A 22,386-nucleotide genomic window follows, 5' to 3' on the forward strand; every position below is an offset into this window, starting at 1 on the left:
AGAATCAACCCCCCTCCCCGAATTTGTCTCGGACGAAAACTAGCTAGAAGATCTAGTTATCCACGACAGCTCGGAAGGGCACATCATGACGATTGCGACAGACGGTCCGTTCCTGGCGACGCACCCCGGAGCCGGCGACGAGCCCGCCATCTCGGCGGCAGGCACCGAGTGCGTGACCTGGCGCGTCCCCACCGCGGGCCTCTGGGTGGCAGAGACCCCCTCCGCATACCTCGGGATGGTCGACCACAGCCGCGACGGCTTCGTCGCCACGAGCAGCACCGGTCGCGACCTGGGCGTCTTCGGCACCCTCGCGGAGGCGCAGGTCGCGGTCTACCGGACGTGGTCGACCCCGGACCAGGCCCCACGTGCGGGCTGGACGTTCCGCGCGTCCGCCGCTTGCTAGCCCCACAAACCACCAACAAAGAAGGAAGCCGAATAACAATGCTCGCCCTCATCATCGTTCTGCTCGTCGTCTGGGCCATCTTGGCCGTTCTGGGATTCGCCATCAAGGGCCTGCTCTGGCTCGCGATCCTCGGGCTCGTCTTCTTCGTGATCACGGCGATCGTCGGCTTCATCAGGCGCAACAAGAAGGCCTGAGCCCCACGCGCTCCTCAGCGGACCTCCCAGCGACGACCTCGCGGGGAGGTCCGCTTTCGTGTGTCGGAAAGCGTGCTGGACAGATCACTCCAAAGCGAATACTCTAAACAAAGTATTCGGAGGTGAGTATGAGTAAACGAGCGATCTCGAACCCGCTGGCACTGGCGGTGCTGTCCTGTCTGTGGGAACGGCCGATGTACCCGTACGAGATGACCACCTCGATGCGCGAGCGCGGCAAAGAAGACAGCATCCGCCTGAATTTCGGCTCCCTCTACGCGGTCATCAAGTCGCTGGAGAAGCACGGCTTCATCGTCGCGGCGCAGACAGAGCGCGAGGGGAACCGCCCGGAGCGCATCGTCTACGAGATCACCGAGTCCGGCCGCCGCGAGGCCGACGAGTGGCTGCGCGAGCTCATCGACACCCCGGTGAAGGAATACCCGGCGATCGAGACAGGGCTCTCACTGCTGCCGATGCTCCCGCCGCAGACGGCCATGGAACTGCTCGACAAGCGGGTCGAGCGTCTCGACGACGAGATCGCATCCCGTCGTCGTCAGCTCGACGAGATCGGGGACGACCTCCCCGAGCTGTTCATGGTCGAGTTCCACTACCGCCAGGCTGTGCTGGATGCGGAACGCGCGTACCTCGCGGGCCTCGCCGCGCGCATCCGGGATCGGTCGCTCAGCGGCCTGGAGATGTGGGAGGGGCTGCACGCGCTCCTCCATCAAGGACTCAGCATGGCCGACATCCAGCAGAGGGTGGCGGCAGGCGACTTCGGGCAGGAGGTGGCCGACCTGCTGGGCACGTAGTACCGCATTACACAAAACCGATGGCCGGAGAGCGGCAACTCTCCGGCCATCCAAACCCCAGTCGTTCCGTGAGGAACCTGCGTCAACAGTCACCGAGGGTCCATCTCCAATGGTATCGCGCGGGTCTCTCACGAACGGCTTCACTCAGAAAGGAAGCCATCGTGGCAACCGAAAACCCGTCGGCGCTCATCGCCGACGACCTCAGGAAGTCCTACGGGGGCGGCAGGGGCAAGCCGCCCGTGCACGCTGTCGACGGCCTCAGCTTCACGGCGGAGACCGGAACCGTCTTCGGGCTGCTCGGCCCGAACGGTGCAGGCAAGTCAACCACCATCAAGATCCTCTCGACTCTGACGCGCGCCGACTCCGGCCGGGCGTTCGTGGCGGGGATCGACGTGGCCAAGCACCCGGGCCGGGTGCGCAGGTCCATCGGTTTCGTCGCGCAGAAGTCGGTCGCCGACCCGATGGACACGGGCGCGGAGAACCTCGTCCTCGCCGGCAGGCTGCAGGGCTTGTCCGCACGGGATGCGCGTGCCAGGGCAACGGAACTGCTCGACAGGTTCGCGCTGACCGAGCACGCGACGCGGCAGGTCAAGACGTACTCGGGCGGCATGTCGCGCAAGCTGGACGTGGCGATCGGCCTCATGCACCGGCCGGCCGTGCTGTTCCTCGACGAGCCGACCACCGGTCTCGACCCCGAGGCCCGCGCAGAGCTGTGGGCGGAGATCGAGCGGATGACCGCGTTCGAGAACATGACCGTGCTGCTCACCACGCACTACCTGGAGGAGGCGGACAGGCTCGCCAAGCGCCTCGCCATCGTCGACAGGGGAACGGTGGTGACCGCCGGCACCCCTGAGGAGCTCAAGAACGACCTCCGCGGAGACGCGGTCATCGTCGAGCTCACCAGCGACGGCGACCCGTTCGCAGCGCTCGAAGCCCTCCGCCGGGTGGATGCGCTCAGCGAGGTCGGAGGGGACGGCCGCACCCTGCGTGCCCGCGCAGACAGCGGCGCCGCGACGCTGCCGCACGCGCTGGCCGCTCTCGACGCGGCAGGCGTCGCCGTCGCGTCGGCGACCGTCGCGAGGCCGAGCCTCGACGACGTCTACCTGCGGCACACCGGCCGCACCCTCACGAAAGCACAGGAGACCGCGCAGGACGCAGCATTGGAGAACGCATCATGACCGCCATCGCACCCACCAGCATCCACTCGGAGCGCACGGCGTCAGGGCCGTCGTTCTTCACCCACACCGCTGTGCTGACCGCACGGCTGCTGCGAGCGGCGTGGCGGATGCCCGTCTTCCTGGTGATGAACCTGGTGCAGCCGATCATCTGGCTGCTGCTGTTCGGGCAGCTCTTCAAGGCGGTCGTGCAGATCCCCGGGTTCGGCAACGGGCAGAGCTACCTGGAGTTCCTGACGCCGGGCATCGTGATGATGATGGCGCTGTTCGGCAGTGCCTGGTCCGGCACGGTGTACATCCAGGACATGCAGCGTGGAGTGATGGACCGGTTCCTCACCTCGCCCACCAGCCGGCCGGCGATGATCGTCTCGACGCTCGTCTACCAGTCGATCCTCGCCGTGGTGCAGTCGCTCGTCGTTCTCGGGATCGCGTTCTGGGCCGGTGCCCGGTTCGAGGGCGGCTTCTCCGGGATCGTGCTGCTGCTGCTCGCCGTAGTGCTGCTGACCGCGGTGTTCTGCTCGCTGTCCAACGCCGTCGCGCTGCTGGCGCGGGAGCAGACGGCGCTGATCGGCATCTCGCAGCTGATCACGCTGCCGCTGATGTTTCTCAGCTCGGCGATCATGAACACCAAGCTGTCGCCGGAGTGGGTGCAGAACGTCGCGGCGTACAACCCGTTCGAGTGGGCCGTGATCGTCGGCCGCCAGGCGCTCAGCGCGCATCCCGACTGGTCGTTGCTCTGGGCGCATGTCGGGCTGCTCGCCGCTCTCACCGTCGTGATGGCCGCCCTCGCGACCTCGGCCTTCCGCGCCTACCAGCGCTCGGCCTGACCCGAACAATCGAGTCCGAAGTTATTCAGGCGCCACGCCGAGTGGCACCGTGAACAACTTCGGACTCGATGGCGTCGGGGCCTAGAACAGGTCGGGGGAGGGAGCGGAGGCGTGGCGGATCGAGACGTCGGCGTGACGGTCGAAGCGGTAGCCGACGCCGCGGACGGTGCGCACGATGTCCTCGTAGCGACCGAGCTTTGAGCGGAGGCGGCGGACGTGCACGTCGATGGTGCGCTCGTTCGGCACCTCATCGTCGGCGGAGCCCCACAGCGACGAGATCAGTTCGGCGCGCTCGATGGTGCGGCCCTCGCGGAGCACGAGGTACTGCAGCAGCTCGAACTCCTTGTATGTGAGAGCAGCGGTCTGGTTGTCGAGGATGAGGCGCTTGCGCGAGATGTCGACGACGACGCCACCGGATGCGCGGTCCTCGTCCTCATCCGGCGTCGCCTGGTGGCGGTGCTTGGCGATGGCGGCAGGGTCCTGCAGGGCGAGGCGGACCACATCCACATCGCGTCCGCCGGCTCCCTCCGGGGCGAGGGCGACGGCGGCGTACGTCTCGGCGGACGGGGCGATCTCGGCGGTGAGGCGCTTCAGCGCGTCGACGATGCGGCCGAGGTCGGTGCCAGCAGCGGCGGCCTTGGCCTCGTCGATGCCGACGTAGAGGACGAATCCGCGGGCCTCTGTTCCGTTGGGCACGGCGCGGATCTGGGCGGCGGGCGCTGCCGGTGCTGCGACCTGCGCCTGGACGGCGGTGGCGGGAGCTGGGGCTGCGGCGAGGTGACGGCTGGGGGCGTAGGCGGTGTCGATGGTTGCCAGAGACATGGGGTGAGTCCTTTGCGATGATGCGGTGAATCCCCTGCCGGATACGGCGTCCCCGGTGGCGTCGATGCGTTCGACGTGTACAGGTAGGTGGCGGGGTGCGAGGATTCGCGAGTTGTGTCGGCCCTGGAGCGGGCGGTGAGCGGATGCGTGCGTGTGGCGCATCCGGGGAGCGTGTCAGCGCGGTCCCGACTCAGTGGGTCGGCGGCTGGCTGGCTCGGCGAAGGGTCGTCAGATTAGCGACACATTCGGCAACACATGACCGAGTCGCGGCCGGGCATCATCATGCCGGCATCCCCAGGGGCCTCGAAGGAGGTCAGGGTACGCGAGTTGTCAGTCATGCATTGAAGTAAAGCGTCCGATGACGGCCCGTGTCAAATCATTACGCAATATTGCGTCGTCGCTCGCCGTGAGCGAAGGGGTCGGAGCGGGTGGATCAGACCGTGCCGTAGAGGCGGTCGCCTGCGTCGCCGAGGCCGGGGACGATGTAGCCGTTCTCGTTGAGGCGCTCGTCGAGGGCGCCGAGCACGATGGTGACGTCGCGGCCCTCGGTCGCCTTCTCCAGGGCGGCGATGCCCTCCGGCGCGGCCAGGATGCAGATGGCGGTGACGTCGACGGCGCCGCGCTTGAACAGGAACTCGATCGCGGCGCCGAGCGATCCGCCCGTCGCGAGCATCGGGTCGAGCACGAAGCACTGGCGGTCGGAGAGGTCGTCCGGCAACCGCTCCGCATACGTTGTCGGCTCGAAGGTGACCTCGTTGCGGGCCATTCCGAGGAAGCCGACCTCGGCGGTCGGCATCAGGCGGACCATGCCCTCGAGCATCCCGAGCCCGGCGCGCAGAATGGGAACGACGAGCGGGCGCGGCTCGCTGAGCGTCACGCCGACGGTCGTGGTGACGGGCGTCTCGATCTCGACCGGCTCCACCTTCACGGCGCGCGTGGCCTCGTAGGCGAGCAGCGTGACGAGCTCCTCTGTCAGTGCGCGGAACACCGGAGACGGGGTGTGCTTGTTGCGCAACACCGTCAGCTTGTGGGTGATGAGGGGGTGGTCGGCAACGTGCACTCGCATAGGCTCAAGGCTAACCGACGATTACCCCGCGAGGAGCCCCCGTGAGTCTGGCCGTCCCCGACGACTACGAGCAGTGGATGCGGCGCGCCATCTTCGACGCCAGGCTCGCCTTCGACACGGGGGACGTTCCGGTGGCAGCGCTGGTCGTCGACGAGCACGGAACGGTCATCGGCACCGGCCGCAACGAGCGCGAGCTGCACCACGACCCGACGGCGCACGCGGAGGTGCTCGCGCTGCGCGAGGCGGCCGCATCCAGGGACGACTGGCATCTCGAGGGATGCACGCTCGTCGTCACCCTGGAACCGTGCGTGATGTGCGCAGGCGCTGTGCTCGCTGCCAGGGTGCCGCGTGTGGTGTTCGGGGCGTGGGACGAGAAGGCAGGTGCAGCCGGATCGGTGTACGACGTGCTGCGGGACCGCAGACTCAACCACCGCGTCGAGGTGTTCGCCGGGGTGCTGGCCGAGGACTGCGCCGACCTGCTGCTGGACTTCTTCCGCGCGAAGCGCTGAGCGCCGCTGCGCCCGCTACGGAAGCTGCGCCAGCCACTCCGAGAACGCTGCCCTGGACGCGGCCTGCATCGCCGCTGAGTACTGCTCGCGGTCTCGGCGCATCGCGTCGGGGTCGATGGCGTGCTCGTCGAGTTCGTTGTACCCGTCGGAGACCCAGCGTTCGTGCATCTCGTCGGTGACCTCCGGGTGGAACTGCACGGCGAGGGCGAAGTCGCCGATCGCGAAAGCCTCGTTCGAGTAGTCACTCGACGACGCCAGCAGGGTCGCCCGCTCCGGCAGCTCGAACGTGTCGCCGTGCCACTCCACGACGGGCACACCGTCGAAGTGCCGGATCGGCGACTCGGCTCCGGCCGGGGTCGGCTCGACCCTGCGGAAGCCGATCTGCATCGTGTCGCCCTTGTAGACGCGCTCGCCGAGCGCACCGGCCATGAGCTGCGCGCCGAGACAGACGCCGAGCGTCGGCCGCTCGGCGTCGAGCCGCTCGCGGATCAGCCGCTGCTCGTGCGCCAGGTGCGGGAACTCGTCGGTCTGGTACGCGCCCATCTCGCCGCCGAGGACCACGAGGAGGTCGGCGGACTGCGCATCCACTGCTGACACGTCCTCCGTCGTCGCGTCGATCACGCGCACCTCGTAGCCGTGCTCAACCAGGACGGGTCCGATGTTGCCGAGGTGGATGGTGGGGTCGTGCTGGAGCACGACGGCACGTTTGGTCACTCGAGTCCTTTGATGACGATGGTGTCGGTGGCTGGGTGCTTCTCGTTGGGGTCGATCCAGACATCCGGCTCGATGTAGATGACGCGGGCGGCCGGCACGGCAGCACGGATGCGCCTCTCGACGGAATCGATCGCCGCGGCGACGTCTGACAGTCTGCGCTCGCCGTAGATCGCGAGCTTCACGCCCACCAGGAGCTCGTCCGGCCCGAGGTACAGCGTCTTCATGTGGATGATGCGCTCCGCCTCGTCGCCGTCGAGGATCGCCTTCTCGATGGCGGCGACATCCTCGTCGCTCGCACCCTCGCCGACCAGGAGGCTCTTGGTCTCCATGCCGAGGACGATCGCAACCACGATCAGCAGCGCGCCGATCAGGAGGGTGCCGATCGCATCCCACACCCCGTTGCCGGTGATGATCGTGAGTCCGACGCCGAGCAGGGCGAACACGAGTCCGGTGAGGGCGGCGACGTCCTCGAGGAGCACGACGGGCAGCTCCGGCGCCTTGGCGCGGCGGATGAACTGCGGCCACGACATGCCCTTCTTGTGCGGGCGGGACTCGTGCACGGCGGTGCGCAGCGAGAACGATTCGAGGCAGATCGCGATGACGAGCACGAGCAGCGGCAGCCACCAGTTCTCCAGGGGATGCGGATGCGTCAGCTTCTCGAAGCCCTCGTAGAGCGAGAACACGCCACCGACCGAGAACAGGATGATCGAGACGACGAAGGCGTAGACGTAGCGCTCGCGGCCGTAGCCGAACGGGTGCTCCTTGTCCGCCTTCTTCTTCGCCTGGCGTCCGCCGAGGAGCAGGAGCAGCTGGTTACCGGAGTCGGCGACCGAGTGCACGCCCTCCGCGAGCATGGAGGACGAGCCGGAGAACCCCCACGCGATGAACTTCGTGATGGCGATCCCGAGGTTGGCCGCGAAGGCTGCGACGATTGCCCTGGTTCCACCCGATGCGCTCATGGCAACATCCTAGGATGGCGGCATGACCGACACGCAGAACGTCACGCTTCCGACGATCGCCATGCTCGGAGCGGGCTCCATGGGCCGCGCCATCCTCAGCGGCCTCCTCGCGCCCGGTGTCACCGTCGACGGCGGCATCCGGGTGACCAACCGTTCCGCGGCCCGCGCCGCCGAGCTCTCCGGAACCGCCGGCGTGACCGCGTACGCCACGGAGGAGAAGGCCGACGCGAACCGCACCGCCGTCGACGGCGCTGAGATCGTGATCGTGGCCGTGAAGCCCGCGATGGTGCCCGACCTGCTGCGCGAGATCGGCGCATCCCTCACCCCCGGCGCCGTCGTCGTGAGCGTCGCGGCCGGTGTGACGACCGCGACGTTCGAGTCGCTGCTGCCGGAGACCGTGGCTGTCGTGCGGTCGATGCCGAACACGCCGGCCGTCGTCGGGAAGGCCGTCACGGGGATCAGTGGAGGCAACCGCGCGCGCCAGGAAGACCTCGCGCTGGTGCGCACGCTGTTCGAGACCGTCGGCGAGGTGGTCGAGGTCCCCGAATCGCAGCTGGATGCCCTCGGCACCATCTCCGGCTCCGGCCCCGCGTACGTGTTCTTCCTCATCGAGCAGCTGACCGAGGCGGCCGTCGCCAAGGGCTTCACACCGGAGCAGGCGGCGACGCTGGTGAACGGCACCTTCCTCGGTGCGTCCGAACTCCTGGTCTCCTCCGGCGAGGACCCCGCAGAACTCCGCCGCCGCGTCACGAGCCCGGGAGGCACCACGGAGCGCGCCATCGCCGTGCTCGCCGACGCCGACCTCTCCGGCCTCTTCACGCGCGCCACCGACGCCGCTCTCGCCCGCTCCCGCGAGCTCGGCGCCTCCTGACCCCACCCCCTCCTCGCTCCCCAACCCATCGAGCCCGAAGTTATTCATGCGACACGCCGATCTCGGGAGTGAACAAGTCCGGACTCGATCGTTTGAGGGCTGCGCGGATCAGGGGGACGGCCCGAGGGACAGGGCCGGCGAGGTCGGCGGCGGTCAGGAAGACGGTATTCCAGCCGGCTGATGCGAGACGCTCGCGTCGGTGGATGTCCGCGCGATAGAGGTCCGAATCGGTTCGGTGGTGGTCGCCGAGGTACTCGATCGCTAGCCTGCGCTCAGGGTACGCGAGGTCGACCATCGCGATCAGCCGCCCATCGTGCTTCACACGGAAATTCAGTTCAGGTTCGGGGAGCCCGGCGCCGACAAGTTCCACCCGAAGCAGTGACTCTTGCGGGGACAGCGACCCGAAGCGGACCAAGTCGAGCGCGAGGCGAAGATTCCGGACGCCGCGACGACGACCGTGATGACGCACGGCGCGTTCGAGGTCGGCCGGTCCGAGCGGACTGGCCTCTCCCGAATACGGCTCGTCGCCCGTGATGATGAAGTCACCGATCGCGACCAGGTCGGGCACGTCGAGGCGTCCCGAGAGCTGAGCCCACACGTCCTCGGGCGCGACGCAGGGAAGACCGTCGATCGTGACGACCCGATGCCCGACCGCCTGCAGTTCATGCGACGCGACTCCCCGCATCTGAGGCGGCTTTCTCGGCGCGAAGACGGCGACGTGGAGAAGCCTGGGGTGGCGGTGAACGGGGAGCGGCAGCCGGTGGATCAGGGCAGCGGTTTCATGACTGAAGTAGTGGCCGACTCGGTGCTGCGCCGCATATGCGCGGCACATTTCGATGTGATCGCTGAGGTCCGCATCCACTGCTCGGACGCCGCGAAACGGCCGCTGGAGGTCGCCTCGGTAGAGGCGCCATCGCTCGACTCCCGCCGCCCGAGCCTGGGCGTACGTGAATCCCGCGGCATCGAGCCCTGCGTCAGCTAGCTGTTCCATCCCAACATCGTCATGCCCCGCTCACGCCGCCGTCCGGTTGTCCACAGCCCAGCCATCGATTCCGAAGTTGTTCACACCCGAAGCCGGCGTGTCGCCTGAACAAGTTCGGACTCGATTGTTTCGGAGGCCGGGAGCGGGAGCGGGGCGGGGGAGAGGTCAGGAGTCGAGGGCGGCGAAGCGCTCGATGTCGGAGGAGGAGCCGGAGACGATGATGAGGTCGTGGTTGGAGACGACGGTGTCTGCTGTCGCGTATGTGAAGGGCTTGCCGGGGGACTTGACGCCGACGACCGTGATCTTGTGCTTGGTGCGCACGCCGGACTCGGTGAGGGTGAGGCCGCGGATGGGCTTCGGCGGGTACATCTTCACGAGGGCGAAGTCGTCGTCGAACTCGATGAAGTCGAGCATCCGGCCTGACACCAGGTGGGCGACGCGCTCTCCGGCCTCCGCCTCCGGGTAGATCACGTGGTTGGCGCCGATGCGCTCCAGGATCTTGCCGTGCGACTGCGAGATCGCCTTCGCCCAGATCTGCGGCACCTTGAGGTCGACCAGGTTGGCCGTGATCAGCACGCTCGCCTCGATCGACGAGCCGACGGCGACCACCGCGATCGAGAAGTCCTCTGCGCCGATCTGGCGCAGCGTCTCGATCGAGCGGGCGTCGGCCTGAACAGTGTGCGTGACCCTGTCCGCCCACTTCTGCACCAGCCCGGCATCCGTGTCGATGGCGAGCACTTCGCGGTCCAGACGGTCGAGCTCCCCGGCCGTCGCGGCGCCGAAGCGACCGAGACCGATCACCAGGACGGGAGCATTGTGCTTGATCCTGTCAACCAACGAGCGGCCTCTCCTCCGGGTTCTGGTACAGCTGCTTGCGCTGGCTCTGGGCGAGCGCCGCGGCGAGAGTCACTGTACCAACGCGCCCGCAGAACATCGTGGCCGCCATCACGTAGACGCCGGCGTCCGGCAGCTTCTCAGTGAGTCCGGTGGACAGACCGCAGGTGGCGAACGCGGAGATCACGTCGAACAGCACATGATCGAGCGGCGCCTTCGTGATCTGCAGGATCAGGATGCTCGACACGGCCACGATCGTCGCACCCCACAGCGCCACCGCCACCGACAGCCGCAGCACGTCGATCGGGATGCGGCGGCGGAACGCATCCATCGACTCCACACCGCGCGCCTCGGCGAACGCCGCGAGGAACAGCACGGCGAGCGTCGTCACCTTGATGCCGCCTGCCGTGGATGCCGACCCGCCTCCGATGAACATCAGCATGTCGGTCACCAGCAGGCTCGACCCGTGCAGGTCGTCGATGGGCACGGTCGAGAACCCGCCCGATCTGGCCATGGTCGACAGGAACAGCGACTGGAAGACCGTGTGCCCCGCATCCAGATGGCCGAAGGTCTTGGGGTTGTCCGCTTCGAGGACGATGTACAGCACCGCGCCGGTGACGAGCAGGATCACCGAGGTCAGCAGGGTGAGCTTGACGTGGATGGACCAGCGGCGGCGCTTCTTGCGCAGGTTCGTCGCGATGGCGAGGATCACCGGGAAGCCGATCGCTCCGAGGAAGACGCCGATCATCAGCGCGCCGAGGAACCAGAAGTCCTCCGCATACGGCGTCAGCCCCTCCGCGTTGGGCGAGAAGCCGGTGTTCGTGAACGCCATCGCCGAGTAGTAGACGCTCTCCCATAGAGCGGTGACGAACGGGACACCGGCGATCAGCATCCGCGGGAACAGCAGCAGAGCGACGACGCCCTCGATCACCACCATGCTGAGCGCCACCGTGATGAGCAGCTTGCCCACCTCGCCGAGCCGCACCGCCTGGCCCTCTGCCACCGGCCCGGCGTGGATGCGCAGCGGGTTGCTGTCGCTCGCGGCCATCAGCTTCGCGCGGAGACCGAGTTTGCGGGACACGACCAGCCCGAGGATGCTCGCCATCGTCAGCACGCCGACAGCGCCGATCTGCACGCCGAAGAACACCAGCAGGTGGCCGAAGACGCTCCAGTGGGTGGCCATGTCGACCGTGGAGAGGCCGGTGACGCAGATCACGGACACGGCGGTGAACAGGGCGTCGGCGAGCGGCGTGGTCGAGTGCTCCGTCGTCGCGATCGGCAGCGAGAACAGGAGGGTGAAGACGAGGATCAGAAGGGTGAAGACGAGGATCGCGAATCGCGAAGGGCTCCTGCTGGCGAACCCGTTGACACCGTCGCGGATGCGGCCGCCCGGCCCGAGGCCGATGCGCCCGGACATCTGTGTCGCTCGCATGACCGTTCCTCCCGCCGACAGCTTGGGACATGGTACTCCGCTGGGCGAGTGACTAGCCTGGGGTCATGGCCGACATCTTTGACGTGATCGCGGATGCGACGCGACGCGACATCCTGAGAGTCCTTCTCGACCGGCACGTCGACGATGTCCATTCCTCGGGGGAGATATCCGTCTCCGAGATCGTGTCGACACTGGAATTGAGCCAGCCGACCGTGTCGAAGCACCTCAAAGTCCTGCGCGAGGCCGGGCTCGTCTCGGTGCGCGAGGAGGGCCAGCACCGCTACTACCGACTGGATGCCGCCCCGCTGGAGGCCGTGGAGGACTGGGTCATTCCGTTCACGGCATCCGATGTCGACCTCGCCGCGATCGAGGACCAGCTCGCCGAGGAGACCCGCGAGTTCGCGAGCACGGTCGGCAAGGTGCTCGCCGACACCGGCCATCGTGTGACGACCGCGGTGGAGCGGGTGACGCCGCGCAAGTGGCGCCGCGACTGATGCGAGCGACGCTCCCGCTCGCCGTCCACTTGTCTGCGACCCCCGCCGGGTTCTAGAGTTCGTGTCACCACTCGTGTCACACGAGTACCATGACAGCAGAAGAAGGACTAGGCAGAATGGCACGCGATCTCTCGGATGTGCGCTTCCTGACGGTCGCAGAGGTGGCCGACATGATGCGCGTCTCCCGCATGACCGTGTACCGTCTCGTGCACTCCGGCGAACTGCCCGCCATCCGTTTCGGGCGGTCGTTCCGGGTTCCGGAATCGGCTGTCACCCAGGCTCTGGACAACCACGTCGCCGACACCGCGTGACGTCGGGTAGACTAGTGCCTTGTGTCGCCGCGCATTCCGCGGCCTGCCCCCTAACTTTGTGAGGTCTACGTGGGTTCCGTTATCAAGAAGCGTCGCAAGCGTATGGCGAAGAAGAAGCACCGCAAGCTTCTTCGCAAGACGCGCCACCAGCGTCGCAACAAGAAGTAGACCTCGAGTCTGCAGCTCAAGCGTCGGTCCCCTCGGGTCCGACGCTTTTTGCTGCCCGGATACTGACGCTCGCGCCGCGGCCGGACGCCGCGCATCCGGCTAGGGTTGGATGCGTGTCCAGCGTCTCTCTCACTCTGATCGGCAAGCCGGGGTGTCATCTCTGCGATGACGCCCGCGCGGTGATCGGCGCCGTGATCGGCGACCTGCCGGATGGCGCACCGACCGTCGTGGTCGACGAGAAGAACATCCTGGAGGACCCTGACCTGCACGCGCAGTATGTCGAGGACATCCCTGTGGTGCTCGTCGACGGCAGGGTCCACACCTATTGGCGCGTCGATCCGACTCGTCTCCGCACCGCTCTCCTGGAGGTCAGATGACCATTCGCCATGTCGTGTCGTGGAAGCTCGCGACCTCGGACGAGTCGGAGCGCGCAGAGCAGCGCGCCGCCGTGAAGGCCGGCCTGGAGTCGTTGCCGGCGACCATCCCGGAGATCCTCGCGCTGGAGGTGGGAGTGGATGCGCTGAGCCCCGACAACTTCGACGTCGTGCTGATCAGCGACTTCGCAGACGAGGCGGCACTTCAGCGCTACGTCGAGCACCCGGATCACCAGCGCGTCGCCGCGTACATCCGCTCCGTAGTGGGAGCACGCTCGGCGGTCGACTTCCGCGTTTAGCGCAATCGAGTCCGGACTTGTTCACGCCTGGACACGGCGTGTCGTGTGAACAAGTCCGGACTCGATGGATGCGCGCGGCGGGTCAGACGATGGGGGTGTCGTCGATCTCGGCGTCGGCGCGGCGGTAGTCGGCGAGGAACTGGGCGTGGGACGGGGCGAAGAGCGCCTTGACGAGGTCGCCTGCCTTGTCGCCGTCGCGTTCCTTGGCAGCGGCGGCGATCTCCGCGATGCGCGCGGGGAGGTCGTCGGTGTCGAACGGACGCTGCCACACGGCGATGTAGCGCAGCAGCTGGGGGCTGAGGCCCTCGCTGACGCTCACGAGAACATCGTTGCCCGTGTTCCGCTCGAACTCCAGGAAGAACTCGTTGAGCGTGTGTCCGAGCGCGGGGTGGTCGCCGGACTTGGTGAGCTTCTTCGCCTCCTTGGCCAGCTTGTCGAGGCGGGTGGCCGCCGCGTTGCTGAGGTTCGGGACGGCGTCGCGTGCTGCCTGCTCGTGCAGGAGCCCGGAGATGTAGACGGCCTCGTCGATCGCGCGCATGTCGATCGGAGCGACGCGGGTGTACCTGTTGGGCGCCATCTCGACCAGGCCGATCTCGGCGAGCTTCATCAGGGCTTCGCGGATCGGGGTGCGGGAGACGCCGAGCCACGCGGTCAGCTTCTCGTCGAGCAGAGTCTCGCCCGGTTCGAGGGTTCCGTCGAGGATGCCGTCATACAGGCGGTTGTAGACGACATCACGGAGCAGCTGGCGCTCGACCGGTGCGGTGTCTTTGACGGGGAGCGGCATCAGTTCTCCTTCTTCTCGAGCGCGGCGAACTCGTCGACGAGCTGGGAGAGTGCTTTGTTCCAGTAGTCGTCGACGGCCGCGGCGGCCTTGTCGGCGTTGCCGGCGGTCGACGCATCGACGATGGTCTTCAGGTACGGCAGTCCGGCCTCGAACGCGCTCGTGCTCGGAGCAGCGATGAGCGCGCGTCGGATCTCCGGCAGGTGGCGGCTAAGCAGGCGGGCGACCGTCTTGTTGTCGAGTCTGCGTACGTAGACGTTGATGAAGTCGTCGGAGAACGACTTGTCCTTGACGAGTTCGCTGAGGTCGTCCCCGCTGGTCGCTTTCGCTGCGAAGGCGCGAAGCGACTCCTTGTCGCCGTCGGTGAGGAGGGCGGTGGAGTCGCGGACGACGCCGTGCAGGAGGGTGCCGACCGTCTCGATGAGACCGCGGAGGCGGACGGAATCGATCGGGGTGACGCGCGTCCGCTTCTGCGGCATGATCTCGACGAGCCCCATGGAGGCGAGCTGGTTCAGGGCCTCGCGCACCGGGGTGCGGGAGACGCCGACCCACTTCTCGATCTCAGCGTCGTAGAGCTGCTCGCCAGGGGTGAGATCGCCGTCGACGATCGCGTCGAGTAGGCGAAGGAAGACTTCGTCTCTGATGAGCCGTCGTGGGCTGACGGTCTCCGTAATGGGTACAGGCATACATGAATATTACATCCGCCCAGCGTGAATTCAAGCTAGGGAGAACACGAATGTCGCGGATGTGGGATCGGAGCGCCAGGAATCCCGGGTGCTGTGGTGATGGATGAAGAGGCTCGCGCTGTGAAGTCTGTTATGTCAGATGTGAATAAAGGGTATCAGCTATCGGATCGGCAGAAGCGCGGCGTCCCCATCGGCCTGGACGCCGCGCTTCTGCGATGCCAGCGGCTCGTCAGAACTTGTTGCCGAGGGCCTTGGCCTTGAGGGCGTCGAACTCGCCTGCGGTGATGACTCCCTGGTCGAGGAGCTGCTTGGCCTTGGCGATGTCGTCGGCCGGGGAGGCGGACGCGACCGTGCGGATGTAGTCGTCAGCCTGGGACTGGGCCTGCTGCACATCCCGCGCCTGGCGCTCCGCCATGCCGCGACCCCGCGCGATCAGGTAGACGAGGGCAGTGAGGAACGGAAGGAAGACCAGGAAGATGATCCAGAGCGCCTTCCACCAGCCGTTGAGCTTGCGGTCGCGGAAGAGGTCACCGATGATCGCGAAGAGTGCGAACAGGTACGCAATGAACGCGAAGGCCCAGAAGATGAGCCAGATGACGTTCCAGAAGTTGTTCCACATGAGACGACAATCCTTCCGTGCACCGCTCCGTGCGGCGTCAGAGCACACGCTAGTGCTCAGGTCGTGCGCTGCGCTAGGGAAACCGACCTCGCCGCCGTGGGCGGATGGCTGTCGGAGGAGGCGGGTTAGGCTGACGCCATGCTGCCGCAGATCCCCCCGCACACGTGGCGAGGGCGGAGCGCGGCGGGGACGGCGATGTTCGTCCTCTGGCTCGTGGTGGCGGTCCCGCTCTCCGTCGTCGCCGGGCTGGTGCTCCTCGTGCTCGGTGCGCTGGCAGCGGCGGTCGCGCTCGTGTTCTGGCTGGTGTGGGCGGCGGTCGCCTGGGTGTGGTTCGCGATCGAGCATCTGCAGCGCATCCCGTATCCGTTCGCGCTCCGGCCCCCGGCTGGGAGGCGGGTGCGCCGACTCGTCGGCAGCTCGCTCTACCTCGCGCTCGCCCCGCGCATCGTCGGAGGGACGGCGCGCCTGGCCGGTGTGGTGTTCGGGCCGCTGCTGCTGCTTGCGAGCGTGGCCGGCCTCTTCTCCACGCGCTGGCGCGCGCGACCGTACGTCGCCGTGTTCACGCTGCGCGCCGTGCTTCTCAAGGTCGTGAACCTCGGCCGCCGCCGCAATCTGCTGCGCGACGGGCATGACGCGGACATCCTCCGCTACGACGACTTCCTGGCGTCGGCGTTCCCGCACATCAGGGACTTCCTCGACTGGTGGCGCGATCCGCACGCGCCACATGACTACACGCCGTCTCCCACCCTGGTCGACGTGCCGGCAGCGCTCCTCGGGCTCGAGCTCGAACCGTATCCCGACCCGCTCGGCTATCCGGGGCTGGCGGCGGGCGCGCTCCGCCGCCATAGCATCAGGAGCCTGCGCGACATCTTCCTCAGCCAGCGCGAGATCGACGACCTCTGCGACCCCGACCTCGACGACCGCGCCGACGTCGCTCTGATCCGCGTCGTGCACCGCGTGGATGCGAATGGGCTGCGCCACTGGATCGTGCAGTTCCCGAGCACCAAGTCCTGGCACCCGCGACAGGGCGCAGCCCCGAACGATCTCACGGCCGACCTGGTGATCGGTGCGGAGGAGGAGCCGACCGTCACCCGCGCCGCACTCGAGACGATGCGCGCCGCGGGCATCCAGCCAGGGGAGCCCGTGCTGCTCGCCGGGTTCAGCCTCGGCGGCATGGTGGCGGCCCAGGTGGCGGTGCGTGCGGCACGGGCAGGGTTCACGGTGTCGCATCTCGTGGTCGCCGGGACGCCGCTCGGCCGGGTGCGCATCCCGGACGAGGTTCGCGTGCTGGCGATCGAGCACGTGCTCGACATCGTGCCGCGGATCGACGGAAGGGAGAACCCGGTGCGGCACGTTTCAGGCACGGACGGCTTCGTGACCGTGAAGGCCGGCCCGATGCTGCCTGTCGGGTTCCGGCTTGGCGCCCTGCACCAGTCGACGGCATACGCGGACACGGCTCAGGCGATCGAGTCGGACCCGCCGGATGCCCTGGTCGCCTCGCTGCTGCACGAGCTCGCCGGCTACTTCGACGGCGGCCAGACCATCGTCGACCACGCCGCGCTCCGCTCCGGCGGCCTCGGCCCGCAGCCGTCCGTCCCGTTCTACCTGCACAGCACCGTGCAGGACGGCATCACGCGGGGCACGCTCCGGCAGACCCTCCGGCGCATCGCCGGGGTGATCGCGGTGGACGTGTACCAGTCGCGTGCGGGGTTCGCGACGACGATCCTGTGGAACGCGGACGTGCTCGTGCGCAGCCTGCAGCCGTGGTTCGCCTCCGTGGAGCGGTTCGCGGTGTACCGCGGACTGCTCTCGCTGTTGAAGCGGCGGCGCGCGGTGGGCATCCACTTCCGGTTGCAGGCGAAGGAGACGCCGGGAGTGATCTGGGAGGCCACGGTGCAGCAGATGGCGGACGGCCGATGGAGGGAGATCCTCGACGTGTCGTTCGACGACGCGGCGTCGGAGGCCGAGTTCGAGCGCGCGTTCCCCGGAGGAGCGGAGCCTGCCGTGGTGTTCTACCCCGCGTCGGCGTTCGAGCCGATCGTGGACACCGCATCCCCTCTCTGACGGAACGGCGCGGAATGGGCAGGCGTGGGACCGGCGCGTGCTCAGTCGAGCCGCTCGTCGTGAGCGTGCTCGCCGAGCGAGCGGGCGTAGCGCTCCGTCAGCTCCACCATGAACGGGCGCTCGGTCGTCGTAGCGTCGATGCCGAAGACCGTCCCGGCGAAATCCAGCTCTCGCTGCACGGCCCAGATCTCCTCGTGCGCGCCAGGCGGGAAGAGCTGCGCTGGGTCGCCGACGGCCACCCAGCCGATCGGCACCGTGCTTCCGGCCTCCAGTACCGTGCGCAGGTGGACCACCGCGTCGATGCGCACCTCGCTGCCGCGGCCGATCACGGCGCCGTTGAAGATCCGTGCTCCTGTCGCGATGAACACTTCCCGATCGACGGTCGCTCCGGTGATCGCGGCGAGCGGCCCGATCAGCGAGTGGTCGCCGATCGTGAGCGGGTGCCTTCTGGTGGAGCGGAGCACGGCGTTCTCCATCACGATGACGTGCTCGCCGAGGTCGACGGGGCCGCCCTCCGCAGTGATCACGGCGCCGTGCGCGATCCTGCAGCCGGCGCCGATCCGCACCTCCCCGCTGACCACCGCGGTGTCGGCGACCACAGCAGACGGGTGGATGCGGGGTTCGGCTTCGCCGTGTCGGTATCGCACGCCTTGACCGTACTATGGACCGCACGCGAACGAGGAGGTCACCGTGGGACGTGAAGGGTACTGGACCACCGAGCCGGTCGAGCTGCTCGAAGTCGGGGAAGGCTTCCGGCTGGACGAGCAGGACACGGGCGGCAAGCCCGGATTCGACGGAGGCAAGCCGGAGGGGGTGGCCGCGCTCGCCGAGGGGGCTGCGATCCTGGCCGACCTGCAGGAGCGCCTGTACGCGGCGGGGACGGTGGGCGACAAGCGTCGGCTGCTGCTCGTGCTGCAGGCCATGGACACCGCAGGCAAGGGCGGCATCGTCTCGCACGTCGTCGGCGCGGTGAACCCGGGCGGTGTGCGCTACGCGGGCTTCAAGAAGCCGACGCCGGAGGAGCTGGCTCACGACTTCCTCTGGCGCATCGACCGCGAGGTCCCTGCCGCAGGCCAGCTCGGCGTGTTCGACCGTTCGCACTACGAGGACGTGCTGATCGGGCGCGTGCGGCAGCTCGCGCCCGCCGACGAGATCGAGCGCAGGTACGGTGCGATCAACCAGTTCGAGGAGGAACTGGTGGAGAGCGGGACGACGATCGTGAAGGTGATGCTTCACCTCGGCAAGGACGAGCAGAGGGCACGCCTCGCCGATCGCCTCGAGCGGCCGGAGAAGCACTGGAAGTACAACCCGGGGGATGTCGACGAGCGCGAGCTGTGGGACGAGTACCAGGCCGCGTACCAGGTGGTCTTCGACAGGACCTCCACGAAGCAGGCCCCGTGGTTCGTCGTCCCCGCCGACCGCAAATGGTACGCGCGGCTCGCGGTGCAGCACCTGCTCATCCATGCCCTGGAGGACATGGACTTGGGCTGGCCCGCCCCCGACTACGACGTGGAGGTCGAGAAGGCCAGGCTCGCCGCCTCCTGATGTGGCGGCAGGCGCCGGCTATCCGAAGGCTTCGACCACCGGACGGAACTTCATCGTCGTCTCGGCGAGTTCTCGCTCAGGGTCGGAGTCGGCCACGATGCCCGCACCGGCATACGCAGTGATGTCGCCGGACTCGGAGACCTGCGCGCAGCGCAGCGCGATGGCCCACTCGCCGTCGCCGTCGCCGCCGACCCAGCCGACGGGACCGGCATAACGGCCACGGTCGAACGGCTCCAGCTCGCGGATGACGGCCATCGCATCCCGTGTCGGGGTGCCTGCGACAGCGGCGGTCGGATGCAGGGCGTCGACCAGGTCGAGCGAGCTCGACCCGTCGCTCAGGGTGCCCTGGACGTCGGTGGCGAGGTGCCAGAGGTTGGGGAGCTTGAGGGTGAACGGCAGGTCGCTCGCAGCGAGGTCGGCGCTGTGCTCGCGCAGGGCGTCGACGACGCTCGCCACGGCGTAGCGGTGCTCGTCCTGGTCTTTGGTGCTGCTCGCGAGCGTGACGGCGGCGTCGTGGTCGCTGACGCTGTCGGCGCCGCGCGAGATGGTGCCGGCGAGCACGCGGGCGCTCACGGTTCCGTGGTCGACGCGCACCAGCGTCTCCGGTGACGAGCCGACCAGCCCGTCGACGGCGAACGTCCAGCACTCCGGGTAGCCGAGGGCCAGCTCCACCAGGGCACGGCGCACATCGGACTCGTGCGGAAGGTGCCCGGTGAGGTCCCTGGCGACGACGACCTTGCGGAGGTCGCCGCGCATGACGTGATCGACGGCGGCCTGCACGGCGGCGCGATAGCCGTCCTTGCTGAGCTTGCCGGGAAGGAGGGAGAGGCGGTACTCGTCGCCGAAGGGGGTGGGGCGCGGGAGGGCGGACGGCGCCGCACCGGAGGCGTCCGCGTCGTCGGCCGGGCGGATGCGGGTGATCCAGCTCCGCCCATCCCGGCGCCCGATGACGAACTCGGGGACGATGAGCACACTCGTCGCAGCGCTGTCGTTGTCGAACGCGAAGGTGCCGAACGCGACCAGGCCGGTGCCCGGCTTGCCGATGCCGTCTGTGACGGACGCCTGCGAGACGACCTCGCGCCACGCGGCGGCGGCAGAACGCATCCTGTCGTTGCCGGAGAACTCGAGCCGAAGCGCTTCGCCGATCCCGGCCATCCCTTCTCCCTTGCGGAGCCAGAGCAGCGGGTGCCTGGCGTCGAGGAACGGGATGAGCTGGCGGACGTCGTCGATGGGGGTGGTTTCGACCAGGAGAGCCGTGGCGCTCGATGTCCGGGGCGTGGTCGCTGTTGCTGTCACCCGTTCAGCCTACGCCCGGGATGCTGGGGGTCGGATGCGCGCGGGCTGGGGGTTCGCGGGGCCGGGATGCTCATCCCGCCCCCGCGAACCGTCCGTCGAATCAGGACAGTCGCACCGGCGAGCCGAGCACCCGGCCGCTCGCGCTGCCGGACGGGCCTGTCACCGTCCACGACGTGTCCGGCACGAAGTAGCCCTGTGCCGCCTCCGCTGCGGTGACCGTGTGCTTCGGCGTCGAGCACACGTATGACGCGCCGGGCGCCAGCGCCGTGTACCGGCAGTTGCCTGCGCCGCTCGGCAGGAACGGGGAGAAGGCGCCGGCGGTGGGGACCACGGAGACGGTGGCCGTGCCGGTGTTCATGACCCGGAAGGTGTACGCCACCTGGTCGCCCGCTGCGTACGGCGAGGAGGTCACGTCGCGTTCGCCGTCCGAGCGCTCGCCGGAGATGGCCGCCGTCCCGATGGTCGCCGCCCCTGCCTGGATGCCGCCCTGCAGCGCGACCGGCAGGCCGAGGACGCGGGTGGCGCCGGAGGAGTCGCCCGACGCGCTCCAGGTGGTGTCCGGCACGGCATAGCCCCGCGACACCTCGGCCGCTGTCACGGTGTGCCGCGGCGAGGAGCAGGTGTATGAGGCGCCACCGGCGAGGCCGATGTACCGGCAGTTTCCCGCGCCGCTCGGCACCAGGGGCGAGAAGTTGCCGCTGGTGGGTGCGATCGTGGACGCGGCTGAACCGTGGTTGGAGACCGTGAACGCATACGGCAGCGCTTCGCCGGCTGCGTACGGAGACGCGCTGAGATCGCGGGCGGTGTCCGTCCGTGCGCCGGCGATCGTCAGCTTAGAGAGCGTGCTGACGCCGTCGCAGGCCGCGTTCAGCCAGGCGTCGTCGAAGCGGGCGAAGTTCATCGCCGTGGATGCGCTCGACTCGTAGAGCACGCCGAACTGGCCGGGACTGAGCCTGGTGGCCGTCGAGTATCCGGAGAATCCGGCGTTGAGCTGCCTGGCGAACGGCCAGGTCGCGCCGTCGTCGCAGGAGACGCGCGCCGTCAGGTTGGAGCGGACCGACTGGGATGCGGTGTTGGTGAAGAGCAGCATCTTCGATTCGGGGCTGCCGGAGGGTGCGTCCGGGAACACCCGCGTGATCGACGCGTTGTTGGTCGGGTCCGGCAGCTCGGTGTCCTGGCTGACAGGGCCGTACGTGACGCCGCCATCGGTGGAGACGGCGACCTTGCGGTATCCGCCGCCCGCGTTGTCGCGGGAGTTGAGGAGCACGCGGCCGTCGGAGAGCTCGACCACCTTGTTCTCGTCCATCCTCGTCCCGGCGAACTGACCGCGCTGCCAGGTGGCGCCGTGGTCGTCCGAGTACACGCTGTATGCCTGGATGGCGTTGGTGCCGTCCGCCTGGCGCACGTCACCGGCGAACTGCTGGATCAGCCGGCCGGCGTGCGCGCCGTAGTGGAGCTGGATGCCCTCTCCGGAGCTCGCGAACATGCTGCGAACGTCGCCGGCGACGGGACTCGTGGTGCTCGTCCCCGGCTTGACCACCGAGGTGATCAGCCGTGGTTCGCTCCAGGTGACGCCGGCGTCGTCCGACTCGGACACCTGGGCACTGATGACCTGCCGGTTCGCGTCGTCGTTGCCGAACGTGCTGCCGCCGAAGCCCTGGTCCTTCGAGTAGACGGAGAACAGGAAGACCTTTCCAGCGACGGCGTCGTAGACGAAGCTCGGGTCGCTGAATCCGCTCTTCGGCGACGTGGTCACTCCGGCGCGCACCGTGCTGAGCGGACCCCAGGTCTGACCGCCGTCCGTGCTGCGCTTCATCACGATCGAGTTGGGGTTGGGGGAGTCCGCCGCGCTCCCTGGCCGGCCGTCCCACGCCGCGAGCACGACGCCGCCGCCGACGGATGCGAGCGCGGGGATGCGATACGCGGCGAACGGAGAGACAGGGCTCCCCGAGATGTCAGCGGTGCTGAAAGCGCCTGGCGGATCGGTCGGCGCTGCGACGGCCGGTGCGATCGGCAGAACGACGGCCGCGGCCGTGGCCGAGGCGGCGAGGGCGGCGAGCCATGCTCTCCTGCGGTGGGGATGCTGCCGGATCTCCGAAAATGGGCGTGACATAGCGTTCCTTCCTTTCCTGTTGGCACTGCGATGTGTTCCGGG

27 protein-coding genes are annotated in these 22,386 nt (G+C 68.2%); 14 read left to right on the forward strand and 13 right to left on the reverse strand.

All coding sequences use genetic code 11. The annotated features are described in order from the left end of the window. Positions 1 to 85: 85 nt before the first annotated feature. The 5 genes from ACIRCZ_RS12810 to ACIRCZ_RS12830 all read left to right on the forward strand — a co-directional run bounded on the left by ACIRCZ_RS12810 (position 86) and on the right by ACIRCZ_RS12830 (position 3,405). A complete protein-coding gene (locus ACIRCZ_RS12810) occupies positions 86 to 403 on the forward strand; it encodes a hypothetical protein (protein WP_402853683.1) in 318 nt (105 codons plus the stop codon). Positions 404 to 441: 38 nt separating this feature from the next. Further along, on the forward strand, positions 442 to 597 hold the full coding sequence (locus ACIRCZ_RS12815; protein WP_200949526.1) for a hypothetical protein: 156 nt from the start codon (positions 442 to 444) through the stop codon (positions 595 to 597). Positions 598 to 725: 128 nt separating this feature from the next. After that, on the forward strand, positions 726 to 1,403 hold the full coding sequence (locus ACIRCZ_RS12820) for a PadR family transcriptional regulator (RefSeq protein ID WP_402853686.1): 678 nt from the start codon (positions 726 to 728) through the stop codon (positions 1,401 to 1,403). 161 nt (positions 1,404 to 1,564) lie between these two features. Continuing rightward, entirely contained in the window at positions 1,565 to 2,581 is a 1,017-nt protein-coding gene (locus ACIRCZ_RS12825; protein ID WP_402853688.1) for an ATP-binding cassette domain-containing protein, read from the forward strand. Further along, the gene (locus tag ACIRCZ_RS12830; protein WP_402853691.1) at positions 2,578 to 3,405 is read left to right on the forward strand and encodes an ABC transporter permease; all 828 of its coding nucleotides are present in this window, start codon (positions 2,578 to 2,580) and stop codon (positions 3,403 to 3,405) included. The genes ACIRCZ_RS12825 and ACIRCZ_RS12830 overlap by 4 nt, the downstream gene beginning before the upstream one ends. Positions 3,406 to 3,486: 81 nt before the next feature. Here ACIRCZ_RS12830 and ACIRCZ_RS12835 read toward each other — a convergent pair whose 3' ends face one another. Beyond that, positions 3,487 to 4,227: a winged helix-turn-helix domain-containing protein gene (locus tag ACIRCZ_RS12835; RefSeq protein ID WP_402853694.1), complete on the reverse strand. Its 741-nt coding sequence runs from the start codon at positions 4,225 to 4,227 to the stop codon at positions 3,487 to 3,489. Positions 4,228 to 4,660: 433 nt separating this feature from the next. Further along, positions 4,661 to 5,293 carry a uracil phosphoribosyltransferase gene (gene upp, locus ACIRCZ_RS12840; protein WP_055889760.1) on the reverse strand — a complete coding sequence of 211 codons (633 nt, stop codon included), beginning with the start codon at positions 5,291 to 5,293 and terminating at the stop codon, positions 4,661 to 4,663. Between the two features lie 41 nt (positions 5,294 to 5,334). On the opposite strand from upp, the gene tadA reads away from it, so the two are divergent. Further along, positions 5,335 to 5,802, forward strand: coding sequence for a tRNA adenosine(34) deaminase TadA (gene tadA / locus ACIRCZ_RS12845; protein WP_055889764.1), 468 nt, complete (start codon positions 5,335 to 5,337; stop codon positions 5,800 to 5,802). Between the two features lie 15 nt (positions 5,803 to 5,817). Here tadA and ACIRCZ_RS12850 read toward each other — a convergent pair whose 3' ends face one another. Next, on the reverse strand, positions 5,818 to 6,516 hold the full coding sequence (locus ACIRCZ_RS12850) for a glutamine amidotransferase (RefSeq protein WP_402853699.1): 699 nt from the start codon (positions 6,514 to 6,516) through the stop codon (positions 5,818 to 5,820). Continuing rightward, positions 6,513 to 7,475 (reverse strand): cation diffusion facilitator family transporter, encoded by a 963-nt coding sequence (locus tag ACIRCZ_RS12855; RefSeq protein WP_402853702.1) that lies wholly within the window; start codon positions 7,473 to 7,475, stop codon positions 6,513 to 6,515. The genes ACIRCZ_RS12850 and ACIRCZ_RS12855 overlap by 4 nt, the downstream gene beginning before the upstream one ends. A gap of 22 nt (positions 7,476 to 7,497) precedes the next feature. On the opposite strand from ACIRCZ_RS12855, the gene proC reads away from it, so the two are divergent. Next, a complete protein-coding gene (proC, locus tag ACIRCZ_RS12860; RefSeq protein ID WP_055889769.1) occupies positions 7,498 to 8,346 on the forward strand; it encodes a pyrroline-5-carboxylate reductase in 849 nt (282 codons plus the stop codon). A 40-nt stretch (positions 8,347 to 8,386) separates the two neighbouring features. Here the strand turns inward: proC and ACIRCZ_RS12865 are convergent, their stop codons facing one another. The 3 genes from ACIRCZ_RS12865 to ACIRCZ_RS12875 all read right to left on the reverse strand — a co-directional run bounded on the left by ACIRCZ_RS12865 (position 8,387) and on the right by ACIRCZ_RS12875 (position 11,594). Beyond that, positions 8,387 to 9,208 carry a hypothetical protein gene (locus tag ACIRCZ_RS12865; protein ID WP_402853706.1) on the reverse strand — a complete coding sequence of 274 codons (822 nt, stop codon included), beginning with the start codon at positions 9,206 to 9,208 and terminating at the stop codon, positions 8,387 to 8,389. Positions 9,209 to 9,493: 285 nt separating this feature from the next. Then, the gene (locus tag ACIRCZ_RS12870) at positions 9,494 to 10,165 is read right to left on the reverse strand and encodes a TrkA family potassium uptake protein (protein WP_055889775.1); all 672 of its coding nucleotides are present in this window, start codon (positions 10,163 to 10,165) and stop codon (positions 9,494 to 9,496) included. Next, entirely contained in the window at positions 10,158 to 11,594 is a 1,437-nt protein-coding gene (locus ACIRCZ_RS12875) for a TrkH family potassium uptake protein (RefSeq protein WP_055889778.1), read from the reverse strand. Before ACIRCZ_RS12875 ends, ACIRCZ_RS12870 begins: the two co-directional genes overlap by 8 nt. Before the next feature lie 65 nt (positions 11,595 to 11,659). On the opposite strand from ACIRCZ_RS12875, the gene ACIRCZ_RS12880 reads away from it, so the two are divergent. The 5 genes from ACIRCZ_RS12880 to ACIRCZ_RS12900 all read left to right on the forward strand — a co-directional run bounded on the left by ACIRCZ_RS12880 (position 11,660) and on the right by ACIRCZ_RS12900 (position 13,240). Further along, complete coding sequence (locus ACIRCZ_RS12880) at positions 11,660 to 12,088, forward strand: helix-turn-helix transcriptional regulator (protein ID WP_055889783.1); 429 nt, start codon at positions 11,660 to 11,662, stop codon at positions 12,086 to 12,088. A 116-nt stretch (positions 12,089 to 12,204) separates the two neighbouring features. Continuing rightward, positions 12,205 to 12,399 (forward strand): helix-turn-helix domain-containing protein, encoded by a 195-nt coding sequence (locus ACIRCZ_RS12885; protein ID WP_055889786.1) that lies wholly within the window; start codon positions 12,205 to 12,207, stop codon positions 12,397 to 12,399. Positions 12,400 to 12,468: 69 nt separating this feature from the next. Further along, complete coding sequence (locus ACIRCZ_RS12890; RefSeq protein WP_003792170.1) at positions 12,469 to 12,567, forward strand: 30S ribosomal protein bS22; 99 nt, start codon at positions 12,469 to 12,471, stop codon at positions 12,565 to 12,567. Between the two features lie 113 nt (positions 12,568 to 12,680). Further along, positions 12,681 to 12,944, forward strand: coding sequence for a glutaredoxin family protein (locus ACIRCZ_RS12895; RefSeq protein WP_402853715.1), 264 nt, complete (start codon positions 12,681 to 12,683; stop codon positions 12,942 to 12,944). Next, on the forward strand, positions 12,941 to 13,240 hold the full coding sequence (locus ACIRCZ_RS12900; RefSeq protein WP_402853718.1) for a Dabb family protein: 300 nt from the start codon (positions 12,941 to 12,943) through the stop codon (positions 13,238 to 13,240). The genes ACIRCZ_RS12895 and ACIRCZ_RS12900 overlap by 4 nt, the downstream gene beginning before the upstream one ends. Positions 13,241 to 13,322: 82 nt before the next feature. Here the strand turns inward: ACIRCZ_RS12900 and ACIRCZ_RS12905 are convergent, their stop codons facing one another. The 3 genes from ACIRCZ_RS12905 to ACIRCZ_RS12915 all read right to left on the reverse strand — a co-directional run bounded on the left by ACIRCZ_RS12905 (position 13,323) and on the right by ACIRCZ_RS12915 (position 15,326). Then, on the reverse strand, positions 13,323 to 14,024 hold the full coding sequence (locus ACIRCZ_RS12905; protein WP_055889795.1) for a GntR family transcriptional regulator: 702 nt from the start codon (positions 14,022 to 14,024) through the stop codon (positions 13,323 to 13,325). Next, positions 14,024 to 14,707 carry a GntR family transcriptional regulator gene (locus ACIRCZ_RS12910; RefSeq protein ID WP_402853721.1) on the reverse strand — a complete coding sequence of 228 codons (684 nt, stop codon included), beginning with the start codon at positions 14,705 to 14,707 and terminating at the stop codon, positions 14,024 to 14,026. The genes ACIRCZ_RS12905 and ACIRCZ_RS12910 overlap by 1 nt, the downstream gene beginning before the upstream one ends. 229 nt (positions 14,708 to 14,936) lie before the next feature. After that, complete coding sequence (locus ACIRCZ_RS12915) at positions 14,937 to 15,326, reverse strand: SHOCT domain-containing protein (RefSeq protein ID WP_055889803.1); 390 nt, start codon at positions 15,324 to 15,326, stop codon at positions 14,937 to 14,939. A 138-nt stretch (positions 15,327 to 15,464) separates the two neighbouring features. On the opposite strand from ACIRCZ_RS12915, the gene ACIRCZ_RS12920 reads away from it, so the two are divergent. Continuing rightward, on the forward strand, positions 15,465 to 17,390 hold the full coding sequence (locus ACIRCZ_RS12920) for a thioesterase domain-containing protein (RefSeq protein WP_402853724.1): 1,926 nt from the start codon (positions 15,465 to 15,467) through the stop codon (positions 17,388 to 17,390). Between the two features lie 41 nt (positions 17,391 to 17,431). Here the strand turns inward: ACIRCZ_RS12920 and ACIRCZ_RS12925 are convergent, their stop codons facing one another. Continuing rightward, positions 17,432 to 18,037, reverse strand: a complete 606-nt coding sequence (locus tag ACIRCZ_RS12925) for a gamma carbonic anhydrase family protein (protein ID WP_402853727.1) — start codon at positions 18,035 to 18,037, stop codon at positions 17,432 to 17,434. Positions 18,038 to 18,080: 43 nt separating this feature from the next. On the opposite strand from ACIRCZ_RS12925, the gene ACIRCZ_RS12930 reads away from it, so the two are divergent. Then, positions 18,081 to 18,935: a polyphosphate kinase 2 family protein gene (locus tag ACIRCZ_RS12930; protein WP_055889814.1), complete on the forward strand. Its 855-nt coding sequence runs from the start codon at positions 18,081 to 18,083 to the stop codon at positions 18,933 to 18,935. A gap of 18 nt (positions 18,936 to 18,953) precedes the next feature. On the opposite strand, the gene ACIRCZ_RS12935 is transcribed toward ACIRCZ_RS12930, so the two are convergent. After that, a complete protein-coding gene (locus ACIRCZ_RS12935) occupies positions 18,954 to 20,231 on the reverse strand; it encodes an isochorismate synthase MenF (protein WP_055889818.1) in 1,278 nt (425 codons plus the stop codon). Between the two features lie 100 nt (positions 20,232 to 20,331). Continuing rightward, entirely contained in the window at positions 20,332 to 22,344 is a 2,013-nt protein-coding gene (locus ACIRCZ_RS12940) for an exo-alpha-sialidase (RefSeq protein WP_402853731.1), read from the reverse strand. Positions 22,345 to 22,386 lie beyond the last annotated feature (42 nt).

Source organism: Leifsonia sp. NPDC102414 (assembly GCF_044765685.1).
Lineage (GTDB): Bacteria > Actinomycetota > Actinomycetes > Actinomycetales > Microbacteriaceae > Leifsonia.

Coding starts and splice junctions, on each gene's coding strand:
- ACIRCZ_RS12880 (WP_055889783.1), top strand. CDS start 11,660: ATGGCCGACATCTTTGACGTGATCGCGGATGCGACGCGACGCGACATC.
- ACIRCZ_RS12810 (WP_402853683.1), top strand. CDS start 86: ATGACGATTGCGACAGACGGTCCGTTCCTGGCGACGCACCCCGGAGCC.
- ACIRCZ_RS12920 (WP_402853724.1), top strand. CDS start 15,465: ATGCTGCCGCAGATCCCCCCGCACACGTGGCGAGGGCGGAGCGCGGCG.
- ACIRCZ_RS12815 (WP_200949526.1), top strand. CDS start 442: ATGCTCGCCCTCATCATCGTTCTGCTCGTCGTCTGGGCCATCTTGGCC.
- ACIRCZ_RS12835 (WP_402853694.1), bottom strand. CDS start 4,227: ATGTCTCTGGCAACCATCGACACCGCCTACGCCCCCAGCCGTCACCTC.
- ACIRCZ_RS12820 (WP_402853686.1), top strand. CDS start 726: ATGAGTAAACGAGCGATCTCGAACCCGCTGGCACTGGCGGTGCTGTCC.
- ACIRCZ_RS12875 (WP_055889778.1), bottom strand. CDS start 11,594: ATGCGAGCGACACAGATGTCCGGGCGCATCGGCCTCGGGCCGGGCGGC.
- ACIRCZ_RS12885 (WP_055889786.1), top strand. CDS start 12,205: ATGGCACGCGATCTCTCGGATGTGCGCTTCCTGACGGTCGCAGAGGTG.
- upp (WP_055889760.1), bottom strand. CDS start 5,293: ATGCGAGTGCACGTTGCCGACCACCCCCTCATCACCCACAAGCTGACG.
- ACIRCZ_RS12910 (WP_402853721.1), bottom strand. CDS start 14,707: ATGCCTGTACCCATTACGGAGACCGTCAGCCCACGACGGCTCATCAGA.
- ACIRCZ_RS12900 (WP_402853718.1), top strand. CDS start 12,941: ATGACCATTCGCCATGTCGTGTCGTGGAAGCTCGCGACCTCGGACGAG.
- ACIRCZ_RS12855 (WP_402853702.1), bottom strand. CDS start 7,475: ATGAGCGCATCGGGTGGAACCAGGGCAATCGTCGCAGCCTTCGCGGCC.
- proC (WP_055889769.1), top strand. CDS start 7,498: ATGACCGACACGCAGAACGTCACGCTTCCGACGATCGCCATGCTCGGA.
- ACIRCZ_RS12915 (WP_055889803.1), bottom strand. CDS start 15,326: ATGTGGAACAACTTCTGGAACGTCATCTGGCTCATCTTCTGGGCCTTC.
- ACIRCZ_RS12905 (WP_055889795.1), bottom strand. CDS start 14,024: ATGCCGCTCCCCGTCAAAGACACCGCACCGGTCGAGCGCCAGCTGCTC.
- ACIRCZ_RS12940 (WP_402853731.1), bottom strand. CDS start 22,344: ATGTCACGCCCATTTTCGGAGATCCGGCAGCATCCCCACCGCAGGAGA.
- ACIRCZ_RS12830 (WP_402853691.1), top strand. CDS start 2,578: ATGACCGCCATCGCACCCACCAGCATCCACTCGGAGCGCACGGCGTCA.